The organism is Zhengella mangrovi (assembly GCF_002727065.1).
Lineage (GTDB): Bacteria > Pseudomonadota > Alphaproteobacteria > Rhizobiales > Rhizobiaceae > Zhengella > Zhengella mangrovi.
Genome location: NZ_PDVP01000004.1, coordinates 197,170 through 220,138 on the forward strand (window position 1 = coordinate 197,170; position 22,969 = coordinate 220,138).

The window sequence follows — 22,969 nt, forward strand, 5'->3', positions numbered from 1 at the left end:
GGGCATGACGGATACGCAACGGAAAACGAAGTGGCGCATCCGCCTGTTCCATCTTTATTTCCTTTTCGCGCGGCCGATGACGCTGGGTGTCCGGGCCATCGTGCACGATGCGGCGGCGGGAACGGTCTTCCTGGTGCGCCATACCTATGTGCCGGGCTGGCAGTTGCCGGGCGGCGGCGTCGAGAACGGCGAGAGCGCGGACGAGGCGCTGGCGCGGGAACTGGACGAGGAGGGCCATATCCGCCTGACAGGGCCGGCCCGCCTGCTGTCCTTCCACTTCAACCGGCGCGCCAGCCGGCGTGACCATGTCGCGCTCTACCTGGTGGAGGCCTTCGAGCAGACACGGCCGCGGCAGCGGGATCGCGAGATCGCCGAGGCCGGTTTCTTCCCGCTGGACGCGCTGCCGCCGGAAACCACGCAGGCAACGCGCGAACGCCTGGACGAGGCGTTCGGGGGGCGGGTCAGCTCGCCATACTGGTAAGCGCCGGCTTGCCGAAACGGTCGCGGTCGTGCCGCGCGTCGAGATCGAGCAGCGGCCCCTTGGGAACGATGCCGGTCGGATTGATCATCCTGTGAGAGCCGTAATAGTGGTGCTTGATGTGGTGCATGTCGACCGTTTCGGCGACACCGGGCACCTGGTAGAGGTCGCGCAGGTATCCTGACAGGTTGGGATAGTCGGCGATCCGCCGCAGGTTGCACTTGAAGTGGCCGACATAGACGGGATCGAAGCGCACCAGCGTCGTGAACAGGCGCCAGTCCGCCTCGGTCATGCGGTTGCCCACGAGGTAGCGATGGCGCGAGAGGCGCTCTTCCAACTGGTCGAGCGTGGCGAAAAGCGCGTCGAAAGCCTCCCCGTAGGCCTTCTCCGTCGTGGCGAAGCCGGCCTTGTAGACGCCGTTGTTGACGTTGTCGTAGACGATAGCGTTGACCGCGTCGATGTCGGCGCGCAGGTCCTGCGGGTAGAAATCCAGCGACGCGTCGCTCCATTCATCGAAGGCGCTGTTGAACATGCGGATGATCTCGGCGGATTCGTTGGAAACGATGCATTCGCGCTGCCTGTCCCACAACACCGGCACGGTCACCCGACCGGAATAGTCGGCGCGGTTCCTGGTGTAGACCTGGTGCAGGAAATCGAAGCCGTGGAGGCTGTCGCCGGTGGCACCATCCTCGGCACGGAACTCCCAGCCATTCTCGGCCATGTACCAGTGGACGACATCGACGGAGATCACATCGTCGAGCTTTTTCAGCTTGCGGAAGACCAGGGTCCGGTGCGCCCAGGGGCAGGCGAGCGAGACGTAGAGGTGATAGCGACCGGGCTCCGCCCGAAATCCGCCCTCGCCGGACGGGCCGGCCGATCCGTCGGCCGTGACCCAGTTGCGCAACTGCGACGCCTGGCGCTCGAAGCGTCCGCCGGTCGACTTCGTGTCGTACCACTTGTCGTGCCACTGGCCATCAATCAGCATACCCATCGCAGTCTTCCTTTCACTTTGGCACCCCAGATGGGCCAGCGGGCCTGCGAAGAAAAGGCCCGAAAGGCTGAACAGTGCGTTGGCCGCGCGCAAAACCGGCGCTGGACATGGCGAACACAATCGGCTACCGGGAAAAACCGTTTTGCGCCGAGGGGACCACTGTGGCCCATTTCATCATCCGACGACGAGCCCGCGCCTGACCGACAGGACGCCCTATCCGGCACGCTCCCGGCGTGCCAAGCTCGACAGACCGGATGATCTCCCATGAACGCGACCGACCTTGCCTACCTGCCGGAACAGCCGGCCCATGACCACGCCATCGAAGCCATCAACGAGGAAGCCTTCGGGCCGGGCCGCTTCGCCCGCGCGGCGCAGGCGATCCGCGACGGCGGACCGCATGACCGCAGCCTGTCGTTCGTCGCGCTTCATGGCGGCAACGTCATCGGTTCGGTCCGCATGACACCGGTGCGGGCAGGCGAGGGGAGCGGGCACCTGCTTGGACCGCTGGCCGTCATGCCGGCGTGGAAGAGCAAGGGCGTGGGACGCCGGCTTCTGGCCATGGCGGTGGAGGCGGCCCGCGCGGCCGGGTCGGGCGTCGTGGTGCTGGTCGGCGACGAGCCCTATTACGGCCCGCTCGGTTTCCGGCACCTGCCTTTCGGCCAGCTGGCGATGCCGCGGCCGGTCGATCCGGCGCGGCTGCTCGCCTGCGAACTGGTGGAAGGCTCGGCGTCGCGGCTCACCGGCATGCTGGTTCACGCCAACCAGGCGCGATGACAATACGGGCTTGCCTGAGGCGCCGAACCGGTCATTGTGTCAGGAAAAACCAATCGGGAGGACAGGATGGATCTGGGATTGTCTGGCCGCAAGGTCGTGGTCACGGGCGGGTCGAAGGGGATCGGGCGGGCAACGGCGCGATCCTTCGCGGCCGAGGGCGCCCGCGTCATCATCGTTTCGCGCGACGAGGCGCGCCTGGCCGAGGCCGCGCGGGCCGTCGCGGCGGAAACCGGTGGCGAGGTCGATTTCATGGCGGCCGACCTTTCCAGGGACGCGGACCGGGAGGCGGTCTTCGACCGTCACGGCGATGCCGACGTGCTGGTCAACAATGCGGGGGCGATCAAGGCCGGCGGGCTGAACGACCTCAGCATGGCGCAATGGCGGGACGGCTGGGAACTGAAGGTGTTCGGCTACATCCACCTGTGCAAGCTGTTTGCACCGGCCATGTTCGAGCGGGGTGCCGGCACGATCGTCAACATCATCGGCATGGGCGGGCGCGCCTTCCGCGCCAATTACATCTGCGGTGCTGCCGGCAATGCGGCGCTGATCGGCTTCACCTCGGCGCTTGGCGCCGAAGCGGCGCGGCATGGCTGCCGCGCCTTCGGGATCAACCCGTCGGTCACCCTCACCGACCGGATGAGCGACATGCTGAAAACGCGGGCCGCCAACGAGCTGGGCGATGCCGGCCGCTGGGAAGAGCTGCTCGACCCGACACGCTTTCCCTACGGCCGTCCGGCGCATGCCGACGAGATCGCGGCGCTGGCGACCATGCTCGCCTCCGAGCGGGTCCACTACCTGTCCGGTACGGTGGTGGACATGGACGGCGGCGGACGCTGGACCAGTTGACGCGGCCGGCCTTGGGCCTCATCCGGCCTTGCCGGCTTCCTCCAGCTTGTCCTGCGTCCGCAGCTCGAAATCGGACGCGTCATGGCGCTCATGAAGCTGGTCTTCCGGCTTGCCGAAGGCCCGGTTCACCTTGCGCCCGCGCTGGACGGCGGGCCGCTGCCAGATATCCTGCTGCCACCGGATGACGTTCCTGTAGGTTTCCGCCTCGATGAACGTGGCGGAGTCGTCGTAGATCAGGCCGGCCACGAGGTTGCCGTACCATGGCCAGATCGCCATGTCGGCGATCGTGTAGTCGTCGCCGGCCATGTAGCGGTTGCCAGCCAGGTGGCGGTCCAGCACGTCGAGCTGGCGCTTGATCTCCATGGTGAAACGGTCGATGGCGTATTCGATCTTGAACGGGGCGTAGGCATAGAAATGGCCGAAGCCGCCGCCGAGATAGGGTGCGGCGCCCATCTGCCAGAACAGCCAGTTGAGGGTCTCGGTGCGCTCGGCATGGCCGGTCGGCAGGAAGGCGCCGAATTTCTCCGCCAGATAGAGCAGGATTGACCCGGATTCGAAGACACGCACCGGCTTGTCGCCGGAATGATCGACGAGGGCCGGGATCTTTGAATTCGGGTTGGCTGCCACGAAACCGGACGAAAACTGGTCGCCTTCGTTGATGCGGATCAGCCAGGCATCGTACTCGGCCCCCGAATGGCCCAGCGCCAGCAGTTCCTCCAGCATGATGGTCACCTTCACGCCATTGGGCGTCGCCAGCGAGTACAATTGCAGGGGATGCTTGCCGACCGGCAACTCCTTGTCATGGGTGGGACCGGCAATCGGACGATTGATGTTGGCGAAGCGGCCGCCGTTCTCGCGGTTCCAGGTCCATACTTTGGGTGGCGTGTAGCCTTCCGGCTGGTTCATCGTCTCTTCCCCGTCTGCGGTGAGTTTCTCCTGCCTAGATAACCCGGATCGGGCCGAAGAAAAGGGTCTCGAGAATCAGGGCTATCTGAATAAGTAAAATACGATGAAAAACCGGCGAGTCATTTGAACGTGGCTTCAAACGTTTGGTGGTTAGATGGCACCGTGGCGAGCCGCGATACCTTTGCGGCAGCATTAGGCGTTCGCCACGTGCCGGCAATCAGGCCGGAATGTCCTTTTCCCAGCCGATCCAGCGGCCGCATTGCGCCGGTCTGCTCCCGCCATGTCCTTCCGCGCGGAAGGGCGCGCGCCCCATGACATTGACAAGGAACTCCCATGAAAACGTTCGCCGCAGCGTTCGCCCTGCAATTCGCCCTGACCGGTTTTGCCCTTGCCGAAGGTGCCAAGCCCGTGATCCTGACCGTGACGAGCGCGATCGACGGTTCGCAGACCACCTTCGACCGTGACCAGTTGCAGGCCCTGGCTGCCCGCAGCGCGAGCATGGAGACGCCCTGGACCGAGGGGAAGGTGACCTTCGAGGGACCGCTGCTGAAGGCGGTGCTGGACGCGGCCGGCGTTCATGGCAAGACCCTGGTGGTCAAGGCGCTGAACGACTACTCCGCCGAGGTTCCGTCAACGGATGCATCGGAGTTTTCCACGATGCTCGCCATGTCGATCGACGGAAAGGCCATGTCGGTTCGTGACAAGGGGCCGTTGTTCCTGATCTACCCGTTCGACACGCATCCCGAACTCTACAACGAGAAATATTTCTCCCGTTCGGTCTGGCAGATCCGTGAGATCGAGGTGAAGGATTGAACGCCTCGCTCGCCAAGAGCCGCTGGCTTGTCAAGCATTCGGGCAAGACAAGCCGCTACCTGCTGGCCGTCACCATCATCCTGATGGTGGCGCTGGCCGGGCTCTTCCTGCATATTTCCACGCGTCAGGACGAGATGCAGTCGAGCATCCGCGAGGATGCGCTGTGGGCGGTCTACCAGGTCGATCGCGAAGCGACCCGCCTGATGGAAACCTTCGCCGAGCATCTCGATGGCAGCGGCAGGGTGATGGCGGGCGCCGATGACGCGCTGACGCTGCGCTACGACATTCTCTATTCCCGCCTGTCCGTGCTGCAGCGCGCCAGCTACGGCGACTATTTCCATGCCAATACGACGATCCAGACGCTGAGCGATCGCGCCGGCGTGCTGATCCGCGACCTTGAGGGCGGCATCACGGCGGTCGCTGCCGGCGAAACGCTCGACGACGCTGCGCAAGCGACGCTGAAGGCGCAACTCACCGAGTTGCAGAAGGCGACCGGCACCCTGCTGGTGCGAACCAATACCGCCGTTTCCGCCGCGCGCGCCGACGCGCGCAACGAGATGATGCAGTTGCAGCGTTTTGCCGGCATCCTTGCGATCGTGCTGCTGCTGGTGGTGGGATTGCTCATCATCAACCTGATCCGCCAGCTCCGGCTGGTGCGCAGCGCCGGCGAGCAAATCGACGCGATCGCGACCGAGCTGCAGGAAGCCTATCGCGCCGCGGAAGCCGGCAACCAGGCGAAATCCGAATTCATGGCCACGATGGGCCACGAGATCCGCACCCCGCTTAACGCCATTCTCGGCATGGCGGAACTGCTCTACGACGCGGACCTGGCCGAGGAACACGCCCAGTCGGTGCGGGTGATCCGCTCGTCCGGCGAAACGCTGCTGGAGAGCATCAACGAGATCCTCGATTTCGCCAAGATGGAGCACGGCAAGCAGGAATTCGAACACATCGCCTTCCGCCTGTCCGATATCGTCAGCGACGTGCCGGGCGTGATGGAAGGACGGGCGCACGAGCAGAACGATACCGTTGCAGTGGTCTACGAAGACGGCATCGCCGATAACGGCTATATCAGCGATCCGTTCAAGCTGCGGCGGGTGCTGCTGAACCTGGTCAGCAATGCCATCAAGTTCACCCGCAATGGGCGGGTCACGATCCGGGTCGCCCGGGCCGGAGCCGCGGGCCAGCCGGGCCTGCGCTTCGAGGTGACCGACACGGGCGTCGGGATTGCCGAGGAGGCGCGCAAGAAGCTGTTCCAGCCTTTCCAGCAGGTGGATGGGTCCATCGGCCGGCGCTATGGCGGGACCGGGCTGGGCCTCGCCATCTGCAAGGGCATCGTCGAAGGTCTCGGCGGCACCATCGGCCTGGAAAGCGAACCGGGCCGCGGTTCGACATTCTGGTTCGAAGTGCCGGTCGAGACCGCCGAAGCTCCCGCCGCCACTCGGTCGGGCGCCACCTGCGACGACGTGAAGCTGCCCGAGCTGTCGATCCTCCTGGTCGAGGACAACAAGGTGAACCAGACCGTTGCGCGGCGCTTCCTTGAGAAGCTTGGCCAGCGCATCGACATTGCGGACGACGGCGAGATGGGCGTGCAGATGGCCAACGAACGCGCCTATGATGTCATTCTCATGGACATGCAGATGCCGGGAATGGATGGCGTGGCCGCGACCACGGAAATCCGCCGGGCATCCCGCTGTAATTCCGGCACCTGGATCGTCGCCATGACCGCCAACGCATCCGACAAGGACCGCGAGCGCTGCTTCGAGGCCGGGATGAATGCCTTCGCGACGAAGCCGGTGTCGCTCTCGCGGCTCCGTTCGGTCCTGGCCGATGTTCCGGCCGTTCAACAGGAGATTTCAATGCCTGTCAGCACGCCTTTCGCCGCCCCGTCCGCGACAACGGGTGAACCCGATCTCATGCAGGTCGACGACCGGATCGTTGCCGAACTCGTCGATGCCATCGGCGAAGACGGGTACGCCGAGCTTGCCAGTGATTTCATCTCCGACTGCGGCACGTTGCTCGCGGATCTCGCCATGGCCCTGAAAACCGGCGACGAGACGCTGGCGGACCGCGCCCTTCACACGCTCAAGGGCTCTGCCTCCACGATCGGGCTTGCCGGCCTCGCCGCCTTTGCCCAGTCACGCCGTTCAACCCCGCTCGATTCCAACACCATCACGCAGATCGAGACCCGCATCCGCGGGCTCGAATGCGCAGCCTGACCATAAAAACGAGGAGCCTCCCATGAAGACCAGAATTCTCATTGTCGACGACAGCCGGACCACGCTTGGCCTGATGGAGAAGCTCATCCGGAAGATCGAGGGCTGCGAGCCGGTGATCTACAACGACGCCGTTTCCTTCGTGGACAACATTGATGTCGAGGACTTCGACATCGCGGTGATCGATTTCCAGATGCCAGGCATGAACGGGATCGAACTGGCGGAACGCCTGCTGTCACACCACCGGCATGCGCACAAGCCGGTGGTCATGATCACGGCGGACCGGGACACCCAGGTCCGCATGGCGGCGATCAACACGGGCGTGATCGAGTTCCTGAACAAGCCGATCGAGCCGATCGAGTTCCGGGCGCGCATCAAGAACCTGGTGCGCCTGCGCAATGCCCAGCGCAAGCTGGAGGACCGTGCCGGCTGGCTGCGCGAAGAGGTCAGCCACGCGACCGTGATGATCCGCCAGCGCGAGGAGGAGATCATCCACCGGCTATCGATGGCTGCCGGCTACAAGGACGACGAGACCTCCGCCCACATGATCCGGATGGCGAAGATCTCCGAGCGGCTTGCCCGCGAACTCGGCCACGACGAAGACTTCTGCCGCGACATCCGCCTGGCCGCCGTCATGCACGACATCGGCAAGGTGGGCATCCGCGAGACCGTCATCAACAAGCCGGGCGCCCTGTCCGACGACGAACGGACGCACATGCAGACGCACACGACCATCGGGTCCGAAATCCTCGCCGGGTCGTCCTCGCAACTGCTCAACCTGGCCGAGGACATTGCCCACGGCCATCACGAGCGCTGGGACGGACGCGGCTATCCGCGCAGGCTCGCCGGCAAGGACATTCCGACTAGCGCCCGCATTGCCGCCGTCGCGGACGTGTTCGATGCGCTGACGAGCAAGCGCATGTACAAGGAGGCCTGGTCGGTGGACAAGACGGTCACCTACATCAACAGCGAAGCCGGCAAGCGGTTCGATCCGGATTGCGTCGCGGCCATGAACCGCTGCCTTCCCGACCTTGAACTCATCATCGAGGAGATGCCGGACATCTCGCTGGCCATGCAGCGCAAGGTCGCCTGATCGCACTACTTGCCTTCGCGCCACCACATGGAGCTGAGGGCGAGCAGGAGCAGGCCGAGCCCGAGGAAACCGGCAAAGAGCGGCGTGCGGTTGACCGATCGCAGCACGCTCTCGCCGGACGAGCGCAGGCCGATCCAGTCGCGTCCCGATGCGGTGGCGCCGCTGCGCACCGGCACGATGCCCGGCAGGCGATCGCCGGACAGGCGGCGCACCGTTCCGCCACTCGCCTTCGCGATGGGGTCCAGTTTCGCGGTCGTGGAGACGGTTTCGGCGAATTCGGGCGCGTTGACGGGGCCGACATGGGCCAGCGCCATCAGGTCGCCATTGGCAACCTGGTAGAGGCCGATCTCGTTGCCTTCCAGCTCTCCGGTAAAAAGGCCCGGTGAACCGGCCCTCAGCGGCACCTCGGTGGTCTTGCCCGATGGCAGGATGACCGTGGCGTTGCCCGCCTCTTCGGCCATGGTCTGGCGCCGGATCTCGAGCATCATGCCGCGGCCGTCGGCCGTCAGCCGTTCCTCTTCCAGTTCCGGCTCCCGCATCAGCCAATGGGCGATGCGCCGGTAAAGCGCGACATGCGGCCCGCCGCCCTCGAAACCGCGCGCCCACAGCCAGCCCTGGTCGGACAGCAGCTGCGCCACCCGGCCTTCGCCGTAGCGGTTGAGGATGAGAAGCGGGCGGTCTCCGGCGCCGCGCATGACAACTTCACCCTCCGGCCGGTCGACGGCGACCTGGCGGAACCAGCGGCTCCAGTGCGGCGGTTCGCTTGCCGATCCATCGAGGCCACGGGTCACAGGATGGCGTTCGCCGGTGTCGGTCAGGCGAGGGAAGAAGGCCTGGTCGATCACCTGGCCGGTGGGCATGGCGGGCAGCGCCGGCATCAGGGGGGTGCGGGCAATCGACTGCTCGCCGGCATATTCCGGTCCGGCCGCGATCAGCAGCGCACCGCCGTTCTGAACGTATTGCGCGATGTAGTCGTAGTAGAGAACCGGCAGCACGTCGCGGTGCTGGTAGCGGTCGAGGATGATGAGATCGAAATCGTCGATCTTCTCGACAAACAGTTCGCGGGTGGGAAAGGCGATCAGCGACAGCTCGTTGATCGGCGTGCCGTCCTGCTTTTCCGGCGGCCGCAGGATGGTGAAATGCACCAGGTCCACCGAGGCGTCGGACTTGAGCAGGTTGCGCCAGGTGCGCTCGCCGGCATGCGGTTCGCCGGAGACGAGGAGCACGCGCAGGTTCTCGCGGATGCCGTCGACGATGGCGACCGTCCTGTTGTTGGCCGGCGTCACCTCGCCGGATTCGCGCGGGATCGACAGTTCAACGATGTTGCGGCCGCCGTTGGGGACGGTGATCTCCAGCGGCATGGTGACACCCGGTGTCGCCCGTTCGGTGGTGACGAGATTGCCGTTGACGCGGACCTCGACCGACACGCTGCCGCCGCCATCGCCGGTGTCGGTCACTTCGTAGGTCATCTCCAGCGGCTTGCCGGCGATGCCGAAACGCGGTGCCTCGACGAAGCGGATGCGGCGGTCGAACTCGTCGGGCCGGCCGGTGATCAGGCCGTGGACCGGGGCGTTGAAGCCGAGCGCCTGCAGGTCTTTCGGCACATCGTGCACCTGGCCGTCGGTGATCAGGATGCCGCCGGCGACCCGCGAGGGAGGCACGTCGGACAGGAGGCTGGAGAGGGCGCCGAAGAGGCGGGTCTCGACGCGGTCGTCGGCGCGATCGCCCCGGCCGGCCTCCGCCACGCGGACCTCGAACTCGGGGAAGCGGGCGAGACGCGCCTTGAGCGCCTCGACGGCTGCGGAAGCCTCGGCGTTGCGGTCGCCGATGTCCTGGCTCTGGCTGCGGTCGACGATCACGCCGACGACGCTCTTGACCGGGTCGCGGATCTCGTCGAGCAGCACGGGGTTGGCCAGTGCAAGGGCGACGGCGGCCATGGCGGTGGCGCGGATCCAGGCGCCGCGCTGGCGCAGGACGATTCCGGTCAGCGCAAGCAGCGCGAGGACGGCGGCGACCGCGACCAGCCAGGGCCAGGCGAGGAGCGGTTCGAAGGAGACGGAAACCTGGTTCATCCGCGCCGCCTCACTGCCCAAGCCGTTCCAGCAGGGCGGGAATATGGACCTGGTCGGCCTTGTAGTTGCCCGTCAGCATGTACATCATGATGTTGACCCCGGCCCGGTAGGCATAGACGCGCTGCAGCGGATTGTTGGGAACCGTCGGCAGCAGGAAGTCACCGTTGGCGTCGATCGCCCAGGCCCCGGCAAAGTCGTTGCCGGTGATGAGAATGGGCGATACGCCGTCACCGGTGCGCACGGGGCGGTTGTCCTGGCTGTCGGCTTCGAGCGAAGCCTCGACCCAGAGCGGCGAGGCGGAGAAGCGGCCGGGGAAGCCGGACAGGATGTAGAACGACTTGGTGAGCACGTGATCGGGCGGCACCGGTTCAAGCGCCGGCACGTTCATGGACGACAGGATTTCGCGCAGCCGTTGGGTGGCCGGCGACGCGGCGGTGCTGCCGAAGCCGGCCGAATAGGCGTCGCGGGTGTCAAAGAGCACCGTGCCGCCCTGCTGCATGTAGGCGTCGATGCGGGCCAGCGCATCGGCTGGCGGAACGGGAACGGCGGCGTCCACGGGCCAGTAGATGATCGGGTAGAAGGCCAGTTCGTCGGTGGCGATATCGACGCCGACCGGGTCTCCCGGCTCGAGCGCCGTCTTGCGGATGAGGAATTGCGTCAGGCCATGGAGGCCGGCGCGGGAAATGGCGTCGATGGAGCCGTTGCCGGTACGGACATAGGCGAGGCGGGTGCGCTCGATGGCGGCAATCGCCTCGGCGTCGCCCGGGCGCTGGTCGTTCGTTTCCTGCGCCTGGGCGCGCGGCACGAAGGCCGGCATGGCCATGGCGCCGGCCAGGGCCAGCACAAGCGCGGCCGTTGCGGCACGGCGCGGCCGCCGCGCCATCAGGCCGGAGAGCCAGAAGACGATCAGCGTGTCGAGGGCCAGCAGTCCCGCGGCGGCGGCAAGCAGCGGACCCTTCAGAGAGGCCGATTCATCGGCACCGTAGCCGATGGCGGTCACCGGCGCGGCGAAGGGCGGGCGGGCCAGCGGTTCGAGCGTGGCATCGGCTGGCAGGAGATTGCGGGCGACGACGCCGTCCTCGCTGCCATAGAGACCGGGCGGGTGTTCCAGCGAGACGGGTTGGACCCCGGCCGAAAGGTCGAGCGGGCGCGCGTCGGGCGGGGGCGGGGCCAGGCTTCCATCGGCGGCGATCATGCGCCAGGGCGGCAGGGTGGCGGCAACCTGTCCACCGGAAGCCACGGCAATGGCGCCCTGGTTGCGCGAGAACTGGACGATCCGGCGCAGCATTTCCACGAACGTGCCGGAAATGGGCAGGGTGGACCAGCTTGCCTCCGGCGTGACGTGGAAAAGGACGATCGTGCCATCGCCACGCGGTCCGCCGGTGACCAGCGGCGTGCCGTCGGCAAGTGCTGCCCAGGTGCGCTCGACGATGCCCGGTTCCGGCTCGGCCAGCACCTGGCGGGACACCGTGACATCGCGTGGCGGCGTCAGCCCGGCAAAACCGCCGTTGGCGGGGAACTCGGCGACGGGCTGCGGTTCGGTCCAGGACAGCGTGCCGCCGAGCGCGCGTTCGCCCGAGCGAAGGCGGACCGGCAGCAGGTCGTCGGCCTCGGGCGTGCCTGCGAGGCGCGGTCCGGCGAAGCGCACGAGGGTTCCGCCACCTTCCACCCAGCGGGTGAGCGCCTGGCGGGCCTCGTTCGGGATCACGCCGATATCGGCCATGACGATGACCGCCGGCTTCTGGTCGAGGATTTCCGGAATGGCCTCGTTGAGGTCGTTGGTCTGCGGCTCGACAAGGTCGGCAAAGGGCTTGAGCGCGCGGCGGATGTAATAGAGCGGCGACAGCAGCGGCTGGGCATTGTCGGCTTCGGAGGCGGAGATGAGCGCGATACGGCGGCGGCGCGAGTTGTCGTCCAGGACGCGGGTCGCGGCCGCCTGGCGGGCACCGTCGACGACGATCGCGGCAAAGTCGTTGCGCAGTTCGAACGGGGCCTGGAAGGCGGCGCTGGCTTTCGTGTCACCGGGACGGAAGGCGGCCTGCGCCTCGCCGATGCGGCGGCCCTTGTCGTCCAGGGCATGGAGGGTGACGAGCGCGGGGCCGGCCTCGTCCGCCGGGCGAATGACCGTCGTCGTCAGCGCCGTGGCGCCGTTCTCGGTGTTCACGAGGCCGGTGAGCCCCCCGGACCGGGCATCGGCCCAGATGATCTTTTCCGGCGTCAGGCCCTGCAACTGGGCGAAGGCCCTTGCATCGCCCTCAGAAGCCAGTCCGTCGGTCAACAGGGCCAGCGTCACGCCTGTCTGGTCGTCGAGTGTCTCGGCGATCCGGGACAGCGCCGTGACGCGGTCGACAGACACCGGGCGCGGTTCGGCCGCGGCAAGACGGTCGCGCGCCGTCGCCGCGTCGAACGGGCCGATCTCGGCGTTCGGTTTCTCCGCGGTCAGGGCCAGGACGACCGGTACGCCGGCTTCCCCGGCATCGCCGATGAGGGTCGCCGCGGTTTCACGGCGGCGCTCCCAATCGGGTGCCGAGGCCCAGCCGTTGTCGATGACGAGGACCAGCGGCGCATCGCCGAGGACGACGGCCTCGCGCGGCTTGAAGATCGGGCCGGCAAGGGCCACGATGACGAGCGCGGCCATCAGCAGACGCAGAAGCGTCAGCCACCAGGGGCTTTGCTGCGGCGTTTCCTCGCTCTTGAGGACACGGGCCAGGATCCGCAGCGGCGGAAAGACCTCCTCGCGCGGATGGGGCGGGGTGAGGCGCAGCAGCCACCAGATGACCGGCAAGGCGAGCAGGCCGAACAGGACGGCCGGATTGGCGAAGGTGAGGGGCAGGCCGGCAATCATCGGCCGGCTCCGGCCAGCGCATGCGGCTCGCTCATCGCGAGGTGAACGGAGACCAGCGCCTGCGAGGCCAGCTGGTCGGTGTGGTTGACGGTATAGCTCCAGCCCAGACGGCGCGCCCAGGCGGCCATTTCCTCGCGCCGGGCCCGGTAGAGCGTGGCATAGTCGTCGCGCAAGGTTTCGGCGCGGCCGGCCCGCAGCCGCTGGCCGGTTTCCGGATCGCGGAACTCGGTCCGCCCGGCATAGGGAAAGTCCTCTTCCACCGGATCGCAGACCTCGATGAGGTGGGCGCGCACGCCCCGGGCCGCCAGCGGTTCAAGCCAGGCATGCATGTCCTCGACCGGGTCGAGGAAATCGGAAACGATGACGATGTCGGAAAAGCGCCGGATCATGGAAAAGTCTGGCCTGGCCGGCAGGTCGGACGCATGGATCAGCCGGTTGGCCAGCCGTTCCGCGGCATTGCGCGCCGCGATGGGGTCGGTCAGGCCGGGCCAGCCGATCCGTTCGCCCGAGCGGGCCAGCAATTCGGCCAGGGCGAGGGCGAGCACGAGCGCGCGGCTTTCCTTGGAGACCGATGCCAGGGACGACTTGAACAGCATGGACGGCGACGGGTCGGCCCAGAGCCAGACCGTGTGCGCGGCCTCCCACTCGTTGTCGCGGACGTAGGTATGGTCGTCGCGCGCGGAGCGGCGCCAGTCGATGCGCGACATGGCCTCGCCCTCGACATAGGGCCGGTACTGCCAGAAATTCTCGCCGATGCCGCGTTTGCGCCGGCCATGCCAGCCGGAAATGACGGTGGAGACGATCCGCCGGGCTTCCACCAGGAGATCGGGCACCAGGGAAGCCCGCAGGTGCGCACGGGCCAGCGCGTCCCGCGCGGCGACCGGTTCCGTGGTGGCGCCGAGCGCCGCCATCAGCCGAGCTCTTCGGTGAGGCGGGCGATGACGGTGCGGACGTTCATGCCCTCTGCGCGGGCGGAGAAGGAAAGCGCCATGCGATGCTGGAGGACCGGCTCGGCCAGCGCGATGACATCGTCGACGGAGGGGGCCAGGCGGCCGTCGTAAAGGGCACGGGCGCGGGCGCAGAGCGTCAGCGCCTGGCTGGCACGCGGGCCGGGGCCCCAGGCCACGTGGCGGTCGGTCTCGGCATTGCCGTTGCCCGGGCGGGCGGAGCGAACCAGCTTGAGAATGGCCTCGACCACGCTTTCGGGCACCGGCATGCGGCGCACCAGCTGCTGGATCTCGACGAGCCTCGTTGCCGCCATGACGTTGCGCGCGGTGGCGTCGGACGTGCCGGTGGTCTCCAGCAGGATGCGGCGCTCGGCTTCCAGTTCCGGGTAAAGAATGTCGATCTGCATCAGGAAGCGGTCGAGCTGGGCTTCCGGCAGGGGGTAGGTGCCTTCCTGTTCCAGCGGGTTCTGGGTCGCCAGGACGTGGAAGGGCGCCGGCAGGTCGTGGCGGTGGCCGGCGACCGTGACATGGTATTCCTGCATCGACTGCAGCAGCGCCGACTGGGTGCGCGGGGAGGCGCGGTTGATCTCGTCGGCCATGAGAAGCTGGGCGAAGACCGGGCCGGGGATGAAGCGGAAGGAGCGTCGGCGGTTCTCGTCCTCCTCCATCACTTCCGAGCCGAGGATGTCGGACGGCATGAGATCGGGCGTGAACTGGATGCGGCGGGCGTCGAGGCCGAGGACGGAGCCGAGCGTGTCGACCAGCTTGGTCTTGGCCAGGCCCGGCACGCCGACCAGCAGCGCGTGGCCGCCGGCCAGAAGCGCGACGATGGCGCGCTCGATCACGCTTTCCTGGCCGAAGATGACCTCGCCGACGGCTTCGCGCACCGTGGCGATGTCAGCCAACGCGGCTTCGGCCGCAGCAATCATCTCCGCCTCGCTCATCGGCTTGTCGGGGGTCATCAGGCTCATGGGCGGGTATCCTCTTCCTGTGGCCTCTTGCCGGCCGGACAAGGGCCGAATCCTGAACGCATGTCTGGCAGCATGATTGCGTCTCGCGTCAAATTAAACCAGCCGACAGGGCTGACAAGCGCAATAACGGTGACTATTTCGTGACCATGATGAACAAAAGCGATGATACGGCCAAGCCGCAAAAGCGTCTCGAAGAGGCGCGCGAGAGCGCCGGGCTCGAGGCCCTGATCAGCCGCGCAGTGGGCCAGGAACGCGGTCTTCCGCCCGTCGAACGCTGGAACCCGGACCATTGCGGCGAGATCGACATGGAAATCCGCCGCGACGGGACGTGGTTCTACATGGGAACGCCGATCGGGCGGCCGGCGCTGGTGCGGCTGTTTTCGACGGTGTTGCGCAAGGACGAGGACGGCGAAACCTATCTCGTGACGCCTGTGGAAAAGGTCCGCATCCGGGTGGAGGACGCGCCCTTCGTCGCCGTGGAAGCAGTGGCCACGGGGGAGGGCGAATCGCAGGTGGTGACGTTCCGCACCCAGGTCGGCGACCTGGTGGAGGCCGGACCGGAGCACCCGCTGCGCTTCGTCGACGAAGACGAGACAGGCGGGATGAAACCCTATGTCCACGTGCGGGGCCGGCTGGAGGCATTGGTATCGCGGGCGGTGATGTACGACCTGGTCGAGCTCGGCGAGGAGGTCATGGTCGATGGCAAGGCGATGTATGCGCTGCGATCGCATGGCGCCGTTTTCCCGATGATGACGATGGAGCGGCTGGAGGCCCTGTCCCGATGACGCTCATGCCGGCGGCAACCGACTATTCGATCGCAGACCTGCGTCAGCGCCTGGGCCGGGAAACCGGGCCGTTCGGCACGGACGACCACGGTGACCACCATTTGAACCCGGCGCTGCGCCACCTCATCATCAAGCCGGACCTGCGCGATGCGGCGGTGCTGGTTCCCGTCGTCGAGCGCGATGGCGGGCCGAGCGTGATCCTGACGCAGAGGACCGAGAGCCTGCGCCGGCATTCCGGGCAGGTGGCCTTTCCCGGCGGGCGGATCGACCCGGAGGATGCGACGCCGGAAGCCGCCGCGCTGCGCGAGACGCACGAGGAGATCGGCATCGCGCCCGACCGCGTGGAGGTTTTCGGCCGCATGCCGGACTACCTGACCGGCAGCGGGTACCGCATTGCGCCGGTGTTCGGCCTGGTCGATCCCCAGGTGACGATGGTGGCCAACCCGGACGAGGTGGCCGCGATCTTCGAGGTGCCGCTCGCCTTCCTCATGAACCCGGACAACCACGTGCGCCAAAGCCGGACCTGGGAGGGGCAGGAGCGCTTCTTCTGGACCATGCCGCACGATGACCGCTACATCTGGGGCGTCACGGCGGGCATCATCCGCACGATCTACGAAAGGCTCTATGCGTGAGCGACACGGTATCGCTGGCCGGCAAGGCCGAATGGCTGGACGACGAAGGCCTGCAAGGCCTGCTGGCTGCCCTGTCGCAGGGCGGGGAAAAGGCCATGGTGGCCGGCGGCGCGGTACGCAACACGCTGCTTTGCCAGCCGGTGAGCGACATCGACATCGCCACCACAACGCTTCCCGACGAAACCATCGCACGGGCAGAAGCGGCCGGATTCCGGGCCGTGCCGACCGGTTATGACCACGGGACCATCACCGTGATCGCCAACGGCGTTCCGCACGAGGTGACGACGCTGCGCTCGGATGTCGAAACCCATGGAAGGCATGCCACGGTGCGTTTCGGCCGCGACTGGAAGGCGGACGCGGAGCGGCGCGACTTCACGATCAACGCGCTTTACGCGGCAGCTGACGGAACCGTGGTGGATCACGTCGGCGGCCTCGACGACCTGAAGACGCGGACGCTGCGGTTCATCGGTGACGCGGAAACGCGGATCCGCGAGGATTACCTGCGCATCCTGCGGTTTTTCCGCTTCTTTGCCTGGTACGGCCATGGCCGGCCCGATGCGGCCGGCCTGAAGGCCTGCGCCCGGCTGAAGGAAGGCATGGACCGGCTTTCGGTGGAGCGGGTCTGGGCTGAATTGAAAAAGCTGCTGGGCGCGCCCGATCCGTCACGGGCGCTGCTTTGGATGCGCCAGACCGGCGTGCTGAGCCGCATCCTGCCGGAAAGCGAGAAGTGGGGCATCGACACCATTCACGGGCTGGTCGCGGCGGAGCGTCATGCCGGGCTTGCGGCCGACCCGATGCTGCGCCTGGAAGCCATCGTTCCTCCCGACAGCGCCCGCATGGAGGCCCTGGCGGACCGGTTGCGGCTGTCCGGGCACGAACGCAAGCGCCTGCGCGAATGGGCGTTTGCCGAATTGCCCGCGGAAGACACATCCGACGGGGGGCTTGCGAAACAGCTCTACCGGGGGCCGGGCGACGGCGTGCGCGACCGGATCGTGCTGGCGCTGGCAGGCGCGAGCGGCTTGGACGCCGGGGAGCCGGCGCGGATGCAGGCGCATGCCGTCCGCCTGGCGCAATTGCGATTTGCCGAGAACTGGGAAAAACCCGGTTTCCCCCTCGGCGGCAAGGACCTGGGGACGATCGGCATAGAGGCGGGTCCCGGTATGGGCCGCCTGCTCGGCCAGCTCGAGGACGACTGGGTGTCGTCCGGTTTCAAGCTGGACCGCGACGCGCTGCTGGCACTGGCGCAGCAGCGGGCCGGCAAAGGCTAGCCGGCCCGGGAAGAACCGGGCCAGCACTCCAGCATGTCAGGCAGCTTCGCCGCTCCGGGTGATCTTGGACCGGATGGCATCCATCATGCCTTCGCGAATGATGGTCTCGCCATGCGTGTTGCGCAGGTGCTCGACGGCGCGGCGGATCACCTCAGCCTCGTCCTCGTGACGGGTATGCCAGTCGCAACCCGGGACAAGCGAACCACAATGAAATTCCTTCATGGCTTCCTCCTATGGTCGTTGGATGCCTTACCAGTATAGGTGAAATAAGGCGGTTCTGCATGACAACGGTCAATGGGCCGGTTCCGTTCACCCGAACCGGGCATTCAGGGCCATTTGACCATGGGAGGCATGGAGGAGAGGATGGACTCGATATTACCGCCGGTCTTCAGGCCGAAGATCGTGCCGCGGTCGTAGAGCAGGTTGAACTCGACGTAGCGGCCGCGGCGGACGAGCTGTTCCTCCCGATCGGCGTCCGTCCAGGCATCGGCGAAATTCTGCCGCACGAGATGGCTGTAGGTGAGGAGGAACGTCCGGCCGACATCCTGGGTGAAGGCGAAGTCGGCCTCCCAGCCGCCTTTCTCGTCCGGCGAATGCAGCCAGTCGTAGAAGATGCCGCCGATGCCGCGCGGCTCGTTGCGATGGGGCAGGAAGAAATACTCGTCGCACCAGGCCTTGAAGCGGTCGTGATCGGCCACGCCGGCGTGCTTGTCGCAGGCAAATTTCATCGCCTTGTGAAACGTCTGCGCGTCCGGGTCGTCCTGGGTGCGGCGGCGGTCGAGCACCGGGGTCAGATCGGCGCCACCGCCGAACCACTGCCGCGTGGTGACGACCATGCGGGTGTTCATGTGTACGGCCGGGACATTGGGATTGACCGGATGGCAGATCAGCGAAATCCCCGAGGCCCAGAAGCGCGGATCCTCGTTGGCGCCGGGTATCTGGTTGCGGAATTCCGGCGAAAACTCGCCGTGGACGGTCGACGTGTGGACGCCGACCTTCTCGAACAGCCGTCCGTGCATCATCGACATCACGCCGCCGCCGCCGGCGCCTTCGTCGCGCTGCCATTCCTTGCGCTCGAAACGACCTGGCTCGCCGCCGCCGTGGGGTTCCGGCACCTCGTCCTCGAGCGCCTCGAAGCCGGCGCAGATGCGGTCGCGCAATTCCTCGAACCAGGCCTTCGCCCGCGCTTTCTTGTCCTCGATGTCATCCGGCAAGCCGGCCGGAATGTCCGGGCGTTCCATCATGGCCTCCTCAATCTGAAATTGTCGCGCCGCCGACAAATGACTCGCCAAGCGCGCTGTCGAACCCTACAATTTTCACGCATAGAGGCTCCGGGAGTATTTGTCATGCGTGTTCCCGCCCGTCCGCCCCTGGACGGCCTGAAGCAGCGGCTCGACGAGAGCCGGCAGCGTGGCGAACGCATGCCACGCGATGGCTTCGTGCGTGAAACCTTCCGCCTGCCTCGCCCGAAAGCACGCGAAAAGGCCCGCGAATTCCTCGACCGCTACCCGCGCCAGGCCTACTGGACGGAAATCGAAAGCTGGAGCGAGTGGCCCGGCGACGTGATCGAGTTCACGATGCGGCGGCTGAAAAGCGCGGATTGACCTTCATCAATGTCCGGGCCGGCATTCGGGTCCAGCCTGCATGCATTGAAGGCGGACGGCGTCCAGGTCCGTGAGGACCGTCCGGCCTTGTATAAACCATATCTCCCGGGGGCAGGATCATGAGACATTCCGTTCAGACGTTCCTTGCAGTTTTCCAGTTCGGTCTCGTCGCGGCGCTGGTGCCTGGCGGTGCGCAGGCCGCTGACGGAAAGGCGTTGTTCGAGGACAATTGCGCCGCCTGCCACATGCCTGCGGCCGACGTCTCCCACGACGATCTCGTTGCACCGCCGATCTTTGGCGTGGTGATGAACTACCGCCGCGCCTATGGCAGCGACCGGAACGTCGCCGATGCCATTTCGCAATGGCTGGAGAAACCGGACGAGGCAAAGTCGGTCATGCCGCAATGGGTGGCGCGCTTCGGCCTGATGCCGCCGCTGGAACTGGCGGAGACGGACCGCACCGCCATCGCCAATTACATCGCGTCCGCCGACTTCGACCCGCCGGCACAGGGGCGCGGCATGGGCGTGATGGGCCATGGCATGGGCATGGGACGTGGCATGATGCGCGGCTTCGGCAACCAGTAGGCCGGTCTTCCGACAGGCTCAAATCACGTCGCGCTTGCCGCTGACCTGCCTCGACCGGGCAATGATGTCGTCATCGGCGCGGGCCGCGATGCGGGCGATCTCGCGCTTCTGGTCCTCGTCTGGCAGGCCCGGCGGCAGATCGGCGGCAATCAGTGCCCGTGCGCGGTCGCGCGCTTCCTCCCAGGCGCCGCGGCGGTCGTTCTTCTCGTAGTCGTCGCGCCCGGTGCGCTGGAAAACGCGCGGGCGGAACTGCGTCCGGCAGCGCTCCAGCGTGTGTCCCGATGCCAGGAAATGGGCACCGATCCCGATCTCGCTGATCTCGTCCCAGTTGAACGCGTCGTCGGAGACCTCGGGCGTGCGGATGAAGCTGCGGATATAGGCGCCGAGTTCGTCATCAAGGACGGCCTGCACGGGCGAGAAGACCGTCGCCGTCTCGAGCTGGCCGACGCCGCCCAGGATATCGGCACCGGAGAGGGCAACCGTCTGGCCGAGCATGGCGCGTTCGGCCATCGACTGGCGGCCGCCGTCGGGCGTGTCGGACCCCATGCCGTAGGTGTGGGTCAGCAGTCCGAACCGGCGGGACAGGACCTCGACGGCAAGCGCCTTGGCCTGCAGGCTTTCCGGGCAGGCATGGAGGGCACGGCCGGTCGCCATGTCGAGGGTGAACATCAAGGGCGTGGCGATGACGGGCGTTCCCGGCACCAGGACATGGGCGAGGGTGACCATGGCGAGGATTTCGGCAACGGCCATCAGCACGTTACCGGCCACCGAGAGCGGCGCCGTGCCGCCGCCCGACGGCAGCGAGCAGGCATGGACCGGCAGGCCGGCCTTGCCGGACCGGATCAGCGCCTCGACGTCCATCACCTTGAACTCGAGCGGTGTAAAGGAGCACATGATGGTGGATGCAATGGGCCGTGCCTTCAGTTCCGCCTCGCCGCCGGCGGCCACCGTCACGATGCGGATGAGATAGTCGACGTTCTCCACGTTGTAGGGCTGGAGCCAGATGTGCTTGTCCGTGTTGGCGACGAGACTGGCGACCGAGTGGATATCGCTGGTCAGTTCGTGCACGCCGTAGGCGAAGGGATGGGCGATGAAGCCCACCTGGTCGAGGCCGTTGGCCAGCCGGGCAATCGTTTCAACATCCCCGATTTCCATGTTGCGGTAGCGCCCGGTCTCCGGCTCGACATAGCCATGGGCGCCGGTTCCGGTGCGCATGACGAAACCGTTGTCGAGCCTCGGCAGGGCAACGTCGCGCGCCTCGCGCTTGCCGCACAGGCGGGCGGTCTTCGGCGTCGCGGCGAGGGCTTCCTCGACCAGTTCCCGCGGAAATCTCAGGCGGCTCGATTCGCGACCGGGCGTGGCGCCGGCCCGACGCATGGCCTCGAAGGCGCCTTCGTGGACGATGGCGACGCCGTGATCGGCCAGCAGATCGATGGCCCGGCGCGCAATGGCATTGCGTGCCTCCTCTCCACCGACGGAAAAATGCGGCCTCGGGCGCGGTGCGCCCTGGTTCGTGAAAGCGTCTGCCGGCCTGCTGGTGGCCGATGCCCGGTCTGCCCGTGGTCTGCGCGCCATGACGTCCTCCTTCGCGACGTTGCGTCTGACGGATTGGCGCACACCGTTTCAGCTCACTGCGAGCCCACTTGAGCAAGGCTCATAGTGCCGCAATCGCCGACGGAATCAATATGGCTTCGACTTCGGGGGGGCGTCTTCCGGCAGGGCCTGGCGCTCGACCAGTTGCGGGCCGGTGCCGAAGCGGGCGGCGCGGTCGCCGGGATTGTACAGGGCACAGTTTTCCAGCGAGAGGCAGCCGCATCCGATGCAGCCGTCGAGCCGGTTTCGAAGCCGCTGCAACCGGGCAATGCGCTCGTCGATCGCCACGGAAAAGGACCGGCTGATGCGCGCCCAGTCGGCACGGGTCGGCGCGCGGTCGCCGGGCAGGGCCTGCAACTGGTCGCGAATTTCGGCGAGCGTGAAGCCGAGGCGCTGCGAAATGGCTATGAAGGAGACCTTGCGGATTTCCGCGCGCAGGAACCTGCGGCGTCCGCCCGGGCTGCGAAGGGCCGTTATCAGGCCCTCGTCCTCGTAGTAGCGAACGGCCGAGACGGCGAGGCCGGTGCGGGCCGCGACCTCCCCGATCGACAGGGTGGAAACGGATTTTCTGGTCTCCATCGAAAAAAACCTCTTGATCTCAAGTGCGCTTGAGAAAGTACCCTTCGGGCACCATCGAGGCAAACAGGAGGATGCGATGAGCGCCGAACGGCACGGAATGCTGGAACATGTGAACTTCACGGTCGCCGATTCCCGGGCGACGGCCGCCTGGCTCTCGGATCTGTTCGGCTGGCACGTGCGGTGGGAAGGCCCCGCGATCAACGGCGGACACACGGTGCATGTCGGCACCGACACGGCCTATCTCGCCGTCTACTCACCCGCCGGCGGCGCCGAAGGCGTCTCGGTGAACAAGTCGCGGAGCGGCCATCTCAACCATGTCGGCGTCGTGGTCGGCGATCTCGATGCGGTGGAGGCGAAGGTGAGGGCGCTCGGCTACAAGCCCTATAACCATGCCGATTACGAGCCGGGCCGGCGGTTCTACTTCGATGACGAGAACGGCATCGAGTTCGAAGTGGTCAGCTATGACTGACGGCGGCACGCGTCATCTCAGGCCGACAACTGGCGGATCGCCTCGCTGGACGCCATGGCCGCGGAAACCGCGAGGTTGAGGCTGCGGCGACCCGGTGCCATGGGGATGAGCAGACGGGCGTCGGCGGCCGCGTGGACATGGTCCGGCGCGCCGGCGCTTTCGCGGCCGAACAGCAGGATGTCGCCGGGGCGAAAGGCAAAGCCGGTGTAGGGGCTTGCGCCCTTCGTCGTGAACAGCAGGAGGCGCCGTCCATCATCGCGCCGCCAACTCTCGAAGGCGCGCCAGTCGTCGTGGCGCCTGACGGTCGCAAGCTCCACGTAGTCCATGCCGGAGCGTTTCAGGGCCCGGTCCGAAAAGTCGAAGCCGGCCGGCGCGATGATGTCCACGCCGAGGCCGAGGCAGGCGGCGGTGCGGATGATGGTTCCGGTGTTGCCGGGGATGTCGGGCTGGAAAAGGGCGATGCGCAGGTCGGAAGACATGCGTGTTTCCGTAGCTTGTCAGCA

23 protein-coding genes are annotated in these 22,969 nt (G+C 66.7%); 12 read left to right on the top strand and 11 right to left on the bottom strand.

Annotated features, from left to right (window positions below):
- Nucleotides 1-4 precede the first annotated feature (4 nt).
- Nucleotides 5-481: an NUDIX domain-containing protein gene (locus CSC94_RS09870; protein WP_099306163.1), complete on the top strand. Its 477-nt coding sequence runs from the start codon at nt 5-7 to the stop codon at nt 479-481.
- Here CSC94_RS09870 and CSC94_RS09875 read toward each other — a convergent pair.
- On the bottom strand, nt 462-1,469 hold the full coding sequence (locus CSC94_RS09875) for a glutathione S-transferase family protein (RefSeq protein WP_099306164.1): 1,008 nt from the start codon (nt 1,467-1,469) through the stop codon (nt 462-464). The two genes, CSC94_RS09870 and CSC94_RS09875, sit on opposite strands and share 20 nt — an antisense overlap.
- A gap of 264 nt (nt 1,470-1,733) precedes the next feature.
- On the opposite strand from CSC94_RS09875, the gene CSC94_RS09880 reads away from it, so the two are divergent.
- Nucleotides 1,734-2,243, top strand: a complete 510-nt coding sequence (locus tag CSC94_RS09880; protein WP_099306165.1) for a GNAT family N-acetyltransferase — start codon at nt 1,734-1,736, stop codon at nt 2,241-2,243.
- Nucleotides 2,244-2,309: 66 nt separating this feature from the next.
- On the top strand, nt 2,310-3,089 hold the full coding sequence (locus CSC94_RS09885) for a short-chain dehydrogenase/reductase (RefSeq protein ID WP_099306166.1): 780 nt from the start codon (nt 2,310-2,312) through the stop codon (nt 3,087-3,089).
- Between the two features lie 18 nt (nt 3,090-3,107).
- On the opposite strand, the gene yghU is transcribed toward CSC94_RS09885, so the two are convergent.
- The gene (yghU, locus tag CSC94_RS09890) at nt 3,108-3,995 is read right to left on the bottom strand and encodes a glutathione-dependent disulfide-bond oxidoreductase (RefSeq protein ID WP_099306167.1); all 888 of its coding nucleotides are present in this window, start codon (nt 3,993-3,995) and stop codon (nt 3,108-3,110) included.
- A gap of 333 nt (nt 3,996-4,328) precedes the next feature.
- On the opposite strand from yghU, the gene CSC94_RS09895 reads away from it, so the two are divergent.
- Genes CSC94_RS09895 through CSC94_RS09905 form a run of 3 tightly spaced genes read left to right on the top strand, consistent with a single transcriptional unit; the run spans nt 4,329 to nt 8,117 of the window.
- Complete coding sequence (locus CSC94_RS09895) at nt 4,329-4,808, top strand: putative pterin-binding protein (protein ID WP_099306168.1); 480 nt, start codon at nt 4,329-4,331, stop codon at nt 4,806-4,808.
- Nucleotides 4,805-7,027, top strand: coding sequence for an ATP-binding protein (locus tag CSC94_RS09900; RefSeq protein WP_099306169.1), 2,223 nt, complete (start codon nt 4,805-4,807; stop codon nt 7,025-7,027). The genes CSC94_RS09895 and CSC94_RS09900 overlap by 4 nt, the downstream gene beginning before the upstream one ends.
- A gap of 22 nt (nt 7,028-7,049) precedes the next feature.
- Nucleotides 7,050-8,117: an HD-GYP domain-containing protein gene (locus CSC94_RS09905; protein WP_099306170.1), complete on the top strand. Its 1,068-nt coding sequence runs from the start codon at nt 7,050-7,052 to the stop codon at nt 8,115-8,117.
- A gap of 5 nt (nt 8,118-8,122) precedes the next feature.
- On the opposite strand, the gene CSC94_RS09910 is transcribed toward CSC94_RS09905, so the two are convergent.
- The 4 genes from CSC94_RS09910 to CSC94_RS09925 are packed head-to-tail and all read right to left on the bottom strand — an operon-like array spanning nt 8,123 to nt 14,952.
- Entirely contained in the window at nt 8,123-10,189 is a 2,067-nt protein-coding gene (locus tag CSC94_RS09910) for a hypothetical protein (protein WP_099306171.1), read from the bottom strand.
- A gap of 10 nt (nt 10,190-10,199) precedes the next feature.
- Nucleotides 10,200-13,031 carry a DUF4159 domain-containing protein gene (locus CSC94_RS09915; protein ID WP_099306254.1) on the bottom strand — a complete coding sequence of 944 codons (2,832 nt, stop codon included), beginning with the start codon at nt 13,029-13,031 and terminating at the stop codon, nt 10,200-10,202.
- Complete coding sequence (locus CSC94_RS09920) at nt 13,031-13,945, bottom strand: DUF58 domain-containing protein (protein WP_099306172.1); 915 nt, start codon at nt 13,943-13,945, stop codon at nt 13,031-13,033. Before CSC94_RS09920 ends, CSC94_RS09915 begins: the two co-directional genes overlap by 1 nt.
- Nucleotides 13,945-14,952 carry an AAA family ATPase gene (locus tag CSC94_RS09925; protein WP_099306173.1) on the bottom strand — a complete coding sequence of 336 codons (1,008 nt, stop codon included), beginning with the start codon at nt 14,950-14,952 and terminating at the stop codon, nt 13,945-13,947. The genes CSC94_RS09920 and CSC94_RS09925 overlap by 1 nt, the downstream gene beginning before the upstream one ends.
- A gap of 149 nt (nt 14,953-15,101) precedes the next feature.
- On the opposite strand from CSC94_RS09925, the gene CSC94_RS09930 reads away from it, so the two are divergent.
- Genes CSC94_RS09930 through CSC94_RS09940 form a run of 3 tightly spaced genes read left to right on the top strand, consistent with a single transcriptional unit; the run spans nt 15,102 to nt 17,637 of the window.
- Nucleotides 15,102-15,737: a DUF1285 domain-containing protein gene (locus CSC94_RS09930; RefSeq protein WP_099306255.1), complete on the top strand. Its 636-nt coding sequence runs from the start codon at nt 15,102-15,104 to the stop codon at nt 15,735-15,737.
- On the top strand, nt 15,734-16,369 hold the full coding sequence (locus CSC94_RS09935; protein ID WP_099306174.1) for a CoA pyrophosphatase: 636 nt from the start codon (nt 15,734-15,736) through the stop codon (nt 16,367-16,369). Before CSC94_RS09930 ends, CSC94_RS09935 begins: the two co-directional genes overlap by 4 nt.
- Nucleotides 16,366-17,637 (top strand): CCA tRNA nucleotidyltransferase, encoded by a 1,272-nt coding sequence (locus tag CSC94_RS09940; protein ID WP_099306175.1) that lies wholly within the window; start codon nt 16,366-16,368, stop codon nt 17,635-17,637. Before CSC94_RS09935 ends, CSC94_RS09940 begins: the two co-directional genes overlap by 4 nt.
- A gap of 36 nt (nt 17,638-17,673) precedes the next feature.
- Here CSC94_RS09940 and CSC94_RS09945 read toward each other — a convergent pair whose 3' ends face one another.
- Together CSC94_RS09945 and hemF are read right to left on the bottom strand one after the other, a co-directional pair.
- Complete coding sequence (locus CSC94_RS09945) at nt 17,674-17,859, bottom strand: DUF1059 domain-containing protein (RefSeq protein ID WP_099306176.1); 186 nt, start codon at nt 17,857-17,859, stop codon at nt 17,674-17,676.
- A 104-nt stretch (nt 17,860-17,963) separates the two neighbouring features.
- Entirely contained in the window at nt 17,964-18,878 is a 915-nt protein-coding gene (hemF, locus tag CSC94_RS09950) for an oxygen-dependent coproporphyrinogen oxidase (protein WP_099306256.1), read from the bottom strand.
- A 105-nt stretch (nt 18,879-18,983) separates the two neighbouring features.
- Between hemF and CSC94_RS09955 the strand changes: the two genes are divergently transcribed.
- Nucleotides 18,984-19,241, top strand: a complete 258-nt coding sequence (locus CSC94_RS09955; RefSeq protein WP_099306177.1) for a hypothetical protein — start codon at nt 18,984-18,986, stop codon at nt 19,239-19,241.
- Between the two features lie 119 nt (nt 19,242-19,360).
- The gene (locus CSC94_RS09960; RefSeq protein WP_099306178.1) at nt 19,361-19,825 is read left to right on the top strand and encodes a c-type cytochrome; all 465 of its coding nucleotides are present in this window, start codon (nt 19,361-19,363) and stop codon (nt 19,823-19,825) included.
- A gap of 18 nt (nt 19,826-19,843) precedes the next feature.
- On the opposite strand, the gene CSC94_RS09965 is transcribed toward CSC94_RS09960, so the two are convergent.
- Nucleotides 19,844-21,400, bottom strand: coding sequence for a trimethylamine methyltransferase family protein (locus CSC94_RS09965; protein WP_099306179.1), 1,557 nt, complete (start codon nt 21,398-21,400; stop codon nt 19,844-19,846).
- A 105-nt stretch (nt 21,401-21,505) separates the two neighbouring features.
- Complete coding sequence (gene soxR, locus CSC94_RS09970; protein WP_099306180.1) at nt 21,506-21,997, bottom strand: redox-sensitive transcriptional activator SoxR; 492 nt, start codon at nt 21,995-21,997, stop codon at nt 21,506-21,508.
- Between the two features lie 76 nt (nt 21,998-22,073).
- Here soxR and CSC94_RS09975 point away from each other — a divergent pair, with 76 nt between their 5' ends.
- Nucleotides 22,074-22,466, top strand: a complete 393-nt coding sequence (locus CSC94_RS09975) for a VOC family protein (RefSeq protein ID WP_099306181.1) — start codon at nt 22,074-22,076, stop codon at nt 22,464-22,466.
- A 17-nt stretch (nt 22,467-22,483) separates the two neighbouring features.
- Here the strand turns inward: CSC94_RS09975 and CSC94_RS09980 are convergent, their stop codons facing one another.
- Nucleotides 22,484-22,945: a tRNA (cytidine(34)-2'-O)-methyltransferase gene (locus tag CSC94_RS09980; protein ID WP_099306182.1), complete on the bottom strand. Its 462-nt coding sequence runs from the start codon at nt 22,943-22,945 to the stop codon at nt 22,484-22,486.
- Nucleotides 22,946-22,969: the final 24 nt, after the last annotated feature.

Excerpts from the sequence above, each read along its gene's own strand:
- CSC94_RS09870 (WP_099306163.1), top strand. The coding sequence starts at position 5 with ATGACGGATACGCAACGGAAAACGAAGTGGCGCATCCGCCTGTTCCAT.
- CSC94_RS09875 (WP_099306164.1), bottom strand. The coding sequence starts at position 1,469 with ATGGGTATGCTGATTGATGGCCAGTGGCACGACAAGTGGTACGACACG.
- CSC94_RS09880 (WP_099306165.1), top strand. The coding sequence starts at position 1,734 with ATGAACGCGACCGACCTTGCCTACCTGCCGGAACAGCCGGCCCATGAC.
- CSC94_RS09885 (WP_099306166.1), top strand. The coding sequence starts at position 2,310 with ATGGATCTGGGATTGTCTGGCCGCAAGGTCGTGGTCACGGGCGGGTCG.
- yghU (WP_099306167.1), bottom strand. The coding sequence starts at position 3,995 with ATGAACCAGCCGGAAGGCTACACGCCACCCAAAGTATGGACCTGGAAC.
- CSC94_RS09895 (WP_099306168.1), top strand. The coding sequence starts at position 4,329 with ATGAAAACGTTCGCCGCAGCGTTCGCCCTGCAATTCGCCCTGACCGGT.
- CSC94_RS09905 (WP_099306170.1), top strand. The coding sequence starts at position 7,050 with ATGAAGACCAGAATTCTCATTGTCGACGACAGCCGGACCACGCTTGGC.
- CSC94_RS09910 (WP_099306171.1), bottom strand. The coding sequence starts at position 10,189 with ATGAACCAGGTTTCCGTCTCCTTCGAACCGCTCCTCGCCTGGCCCTGG.
- CSC94_RS09920 (WP_099306172.1), bottom strand. The coding sequence starts at position 13,945 with ATGGCGGCGCTCGGCGCCACCACGGAACCGGTCGCCGCGCGGGACGCG.
- CSC94_RS09925 (WP_099306173.1), bottom strand. The coding sequence starts at position 14,952 with ATGAGCCTGATGACCCCCGACAAGCCGATGAGCGAGGCGGAGATGATT.
- CSC94_RS09930 (WP_099306255.1), top strand. The coding sequence starts at position 15,102 with ATGAACAAAAGCGATGATACGGCCAAGCCGCAAAAGCGTCTCGAAGAG.
- CSC94_RS09935 (WP_099306174.1), top strand. The coding sequence starts at position 15,734 with ATGACGCTCATGCCGGCGGCAACCGACTATTCGATCGCAGACCTGCGT.
- CSC94_RS09945 (WP_099306176.1), bottom strand. The coding sequence starts at position 17,859 with ATGAAGGAATTTCATTGTGGTTCGCTTGTCCCGGGTTGCGACTGGCAT.
- hemF (WP_099306256.1), bottom strand. The coding sequence starts at position 18,878 with ATGGAACGCCCGGACATTCCGGCCGGCTTGCCGGATGACATCGAGGAC.
- CSC94_RS09955 (WP_099306177.1), top strand. The coding sequence starts at position 18,984 with ATGCGTGTTCCCGCCCGTCCGCCCCTGGACGGCCTGAAGCAGCGGCTC.
- CSC94_RS09960 (WP_099306178.1), top strand. The coding sequence starts at position 19,361 with ATGAGACATTCCGTTCAGACGTTCCTTGCAGTTTTCCAGTTCGGTCTC.
- CSC94_RS09965 (WP_099306179.1), bottom strand. The coding sequence starts at position 21,400 with ATGGCGCGCAGACCACGGGCAGACCGGGCATCGGCCACCAGCAGGCCG.
- soxR (WP_099306180.1), bottom strand. The coding sequence starts at position 21,997 with ATGGAGACCAGAAAATCCGTTTCCACCCTGTCGATCGGGGAGGTCGCG.
- CSC94_RS09975 (WP_099306181.1), top strand. The coding sequence starts at position 22,074 with ATGAGCGCCGAACGGCACGGAATGCTGGAACATGTGAACTTCACGGTC.
- CSC94_RS09980 (WP_099306182.1), bottom strand. The coding sequence starts at position 22,945 with ATGTCTTCCGACCTGCGCATCGCCCTTTTCCAGCCCGACATCCCCGGC.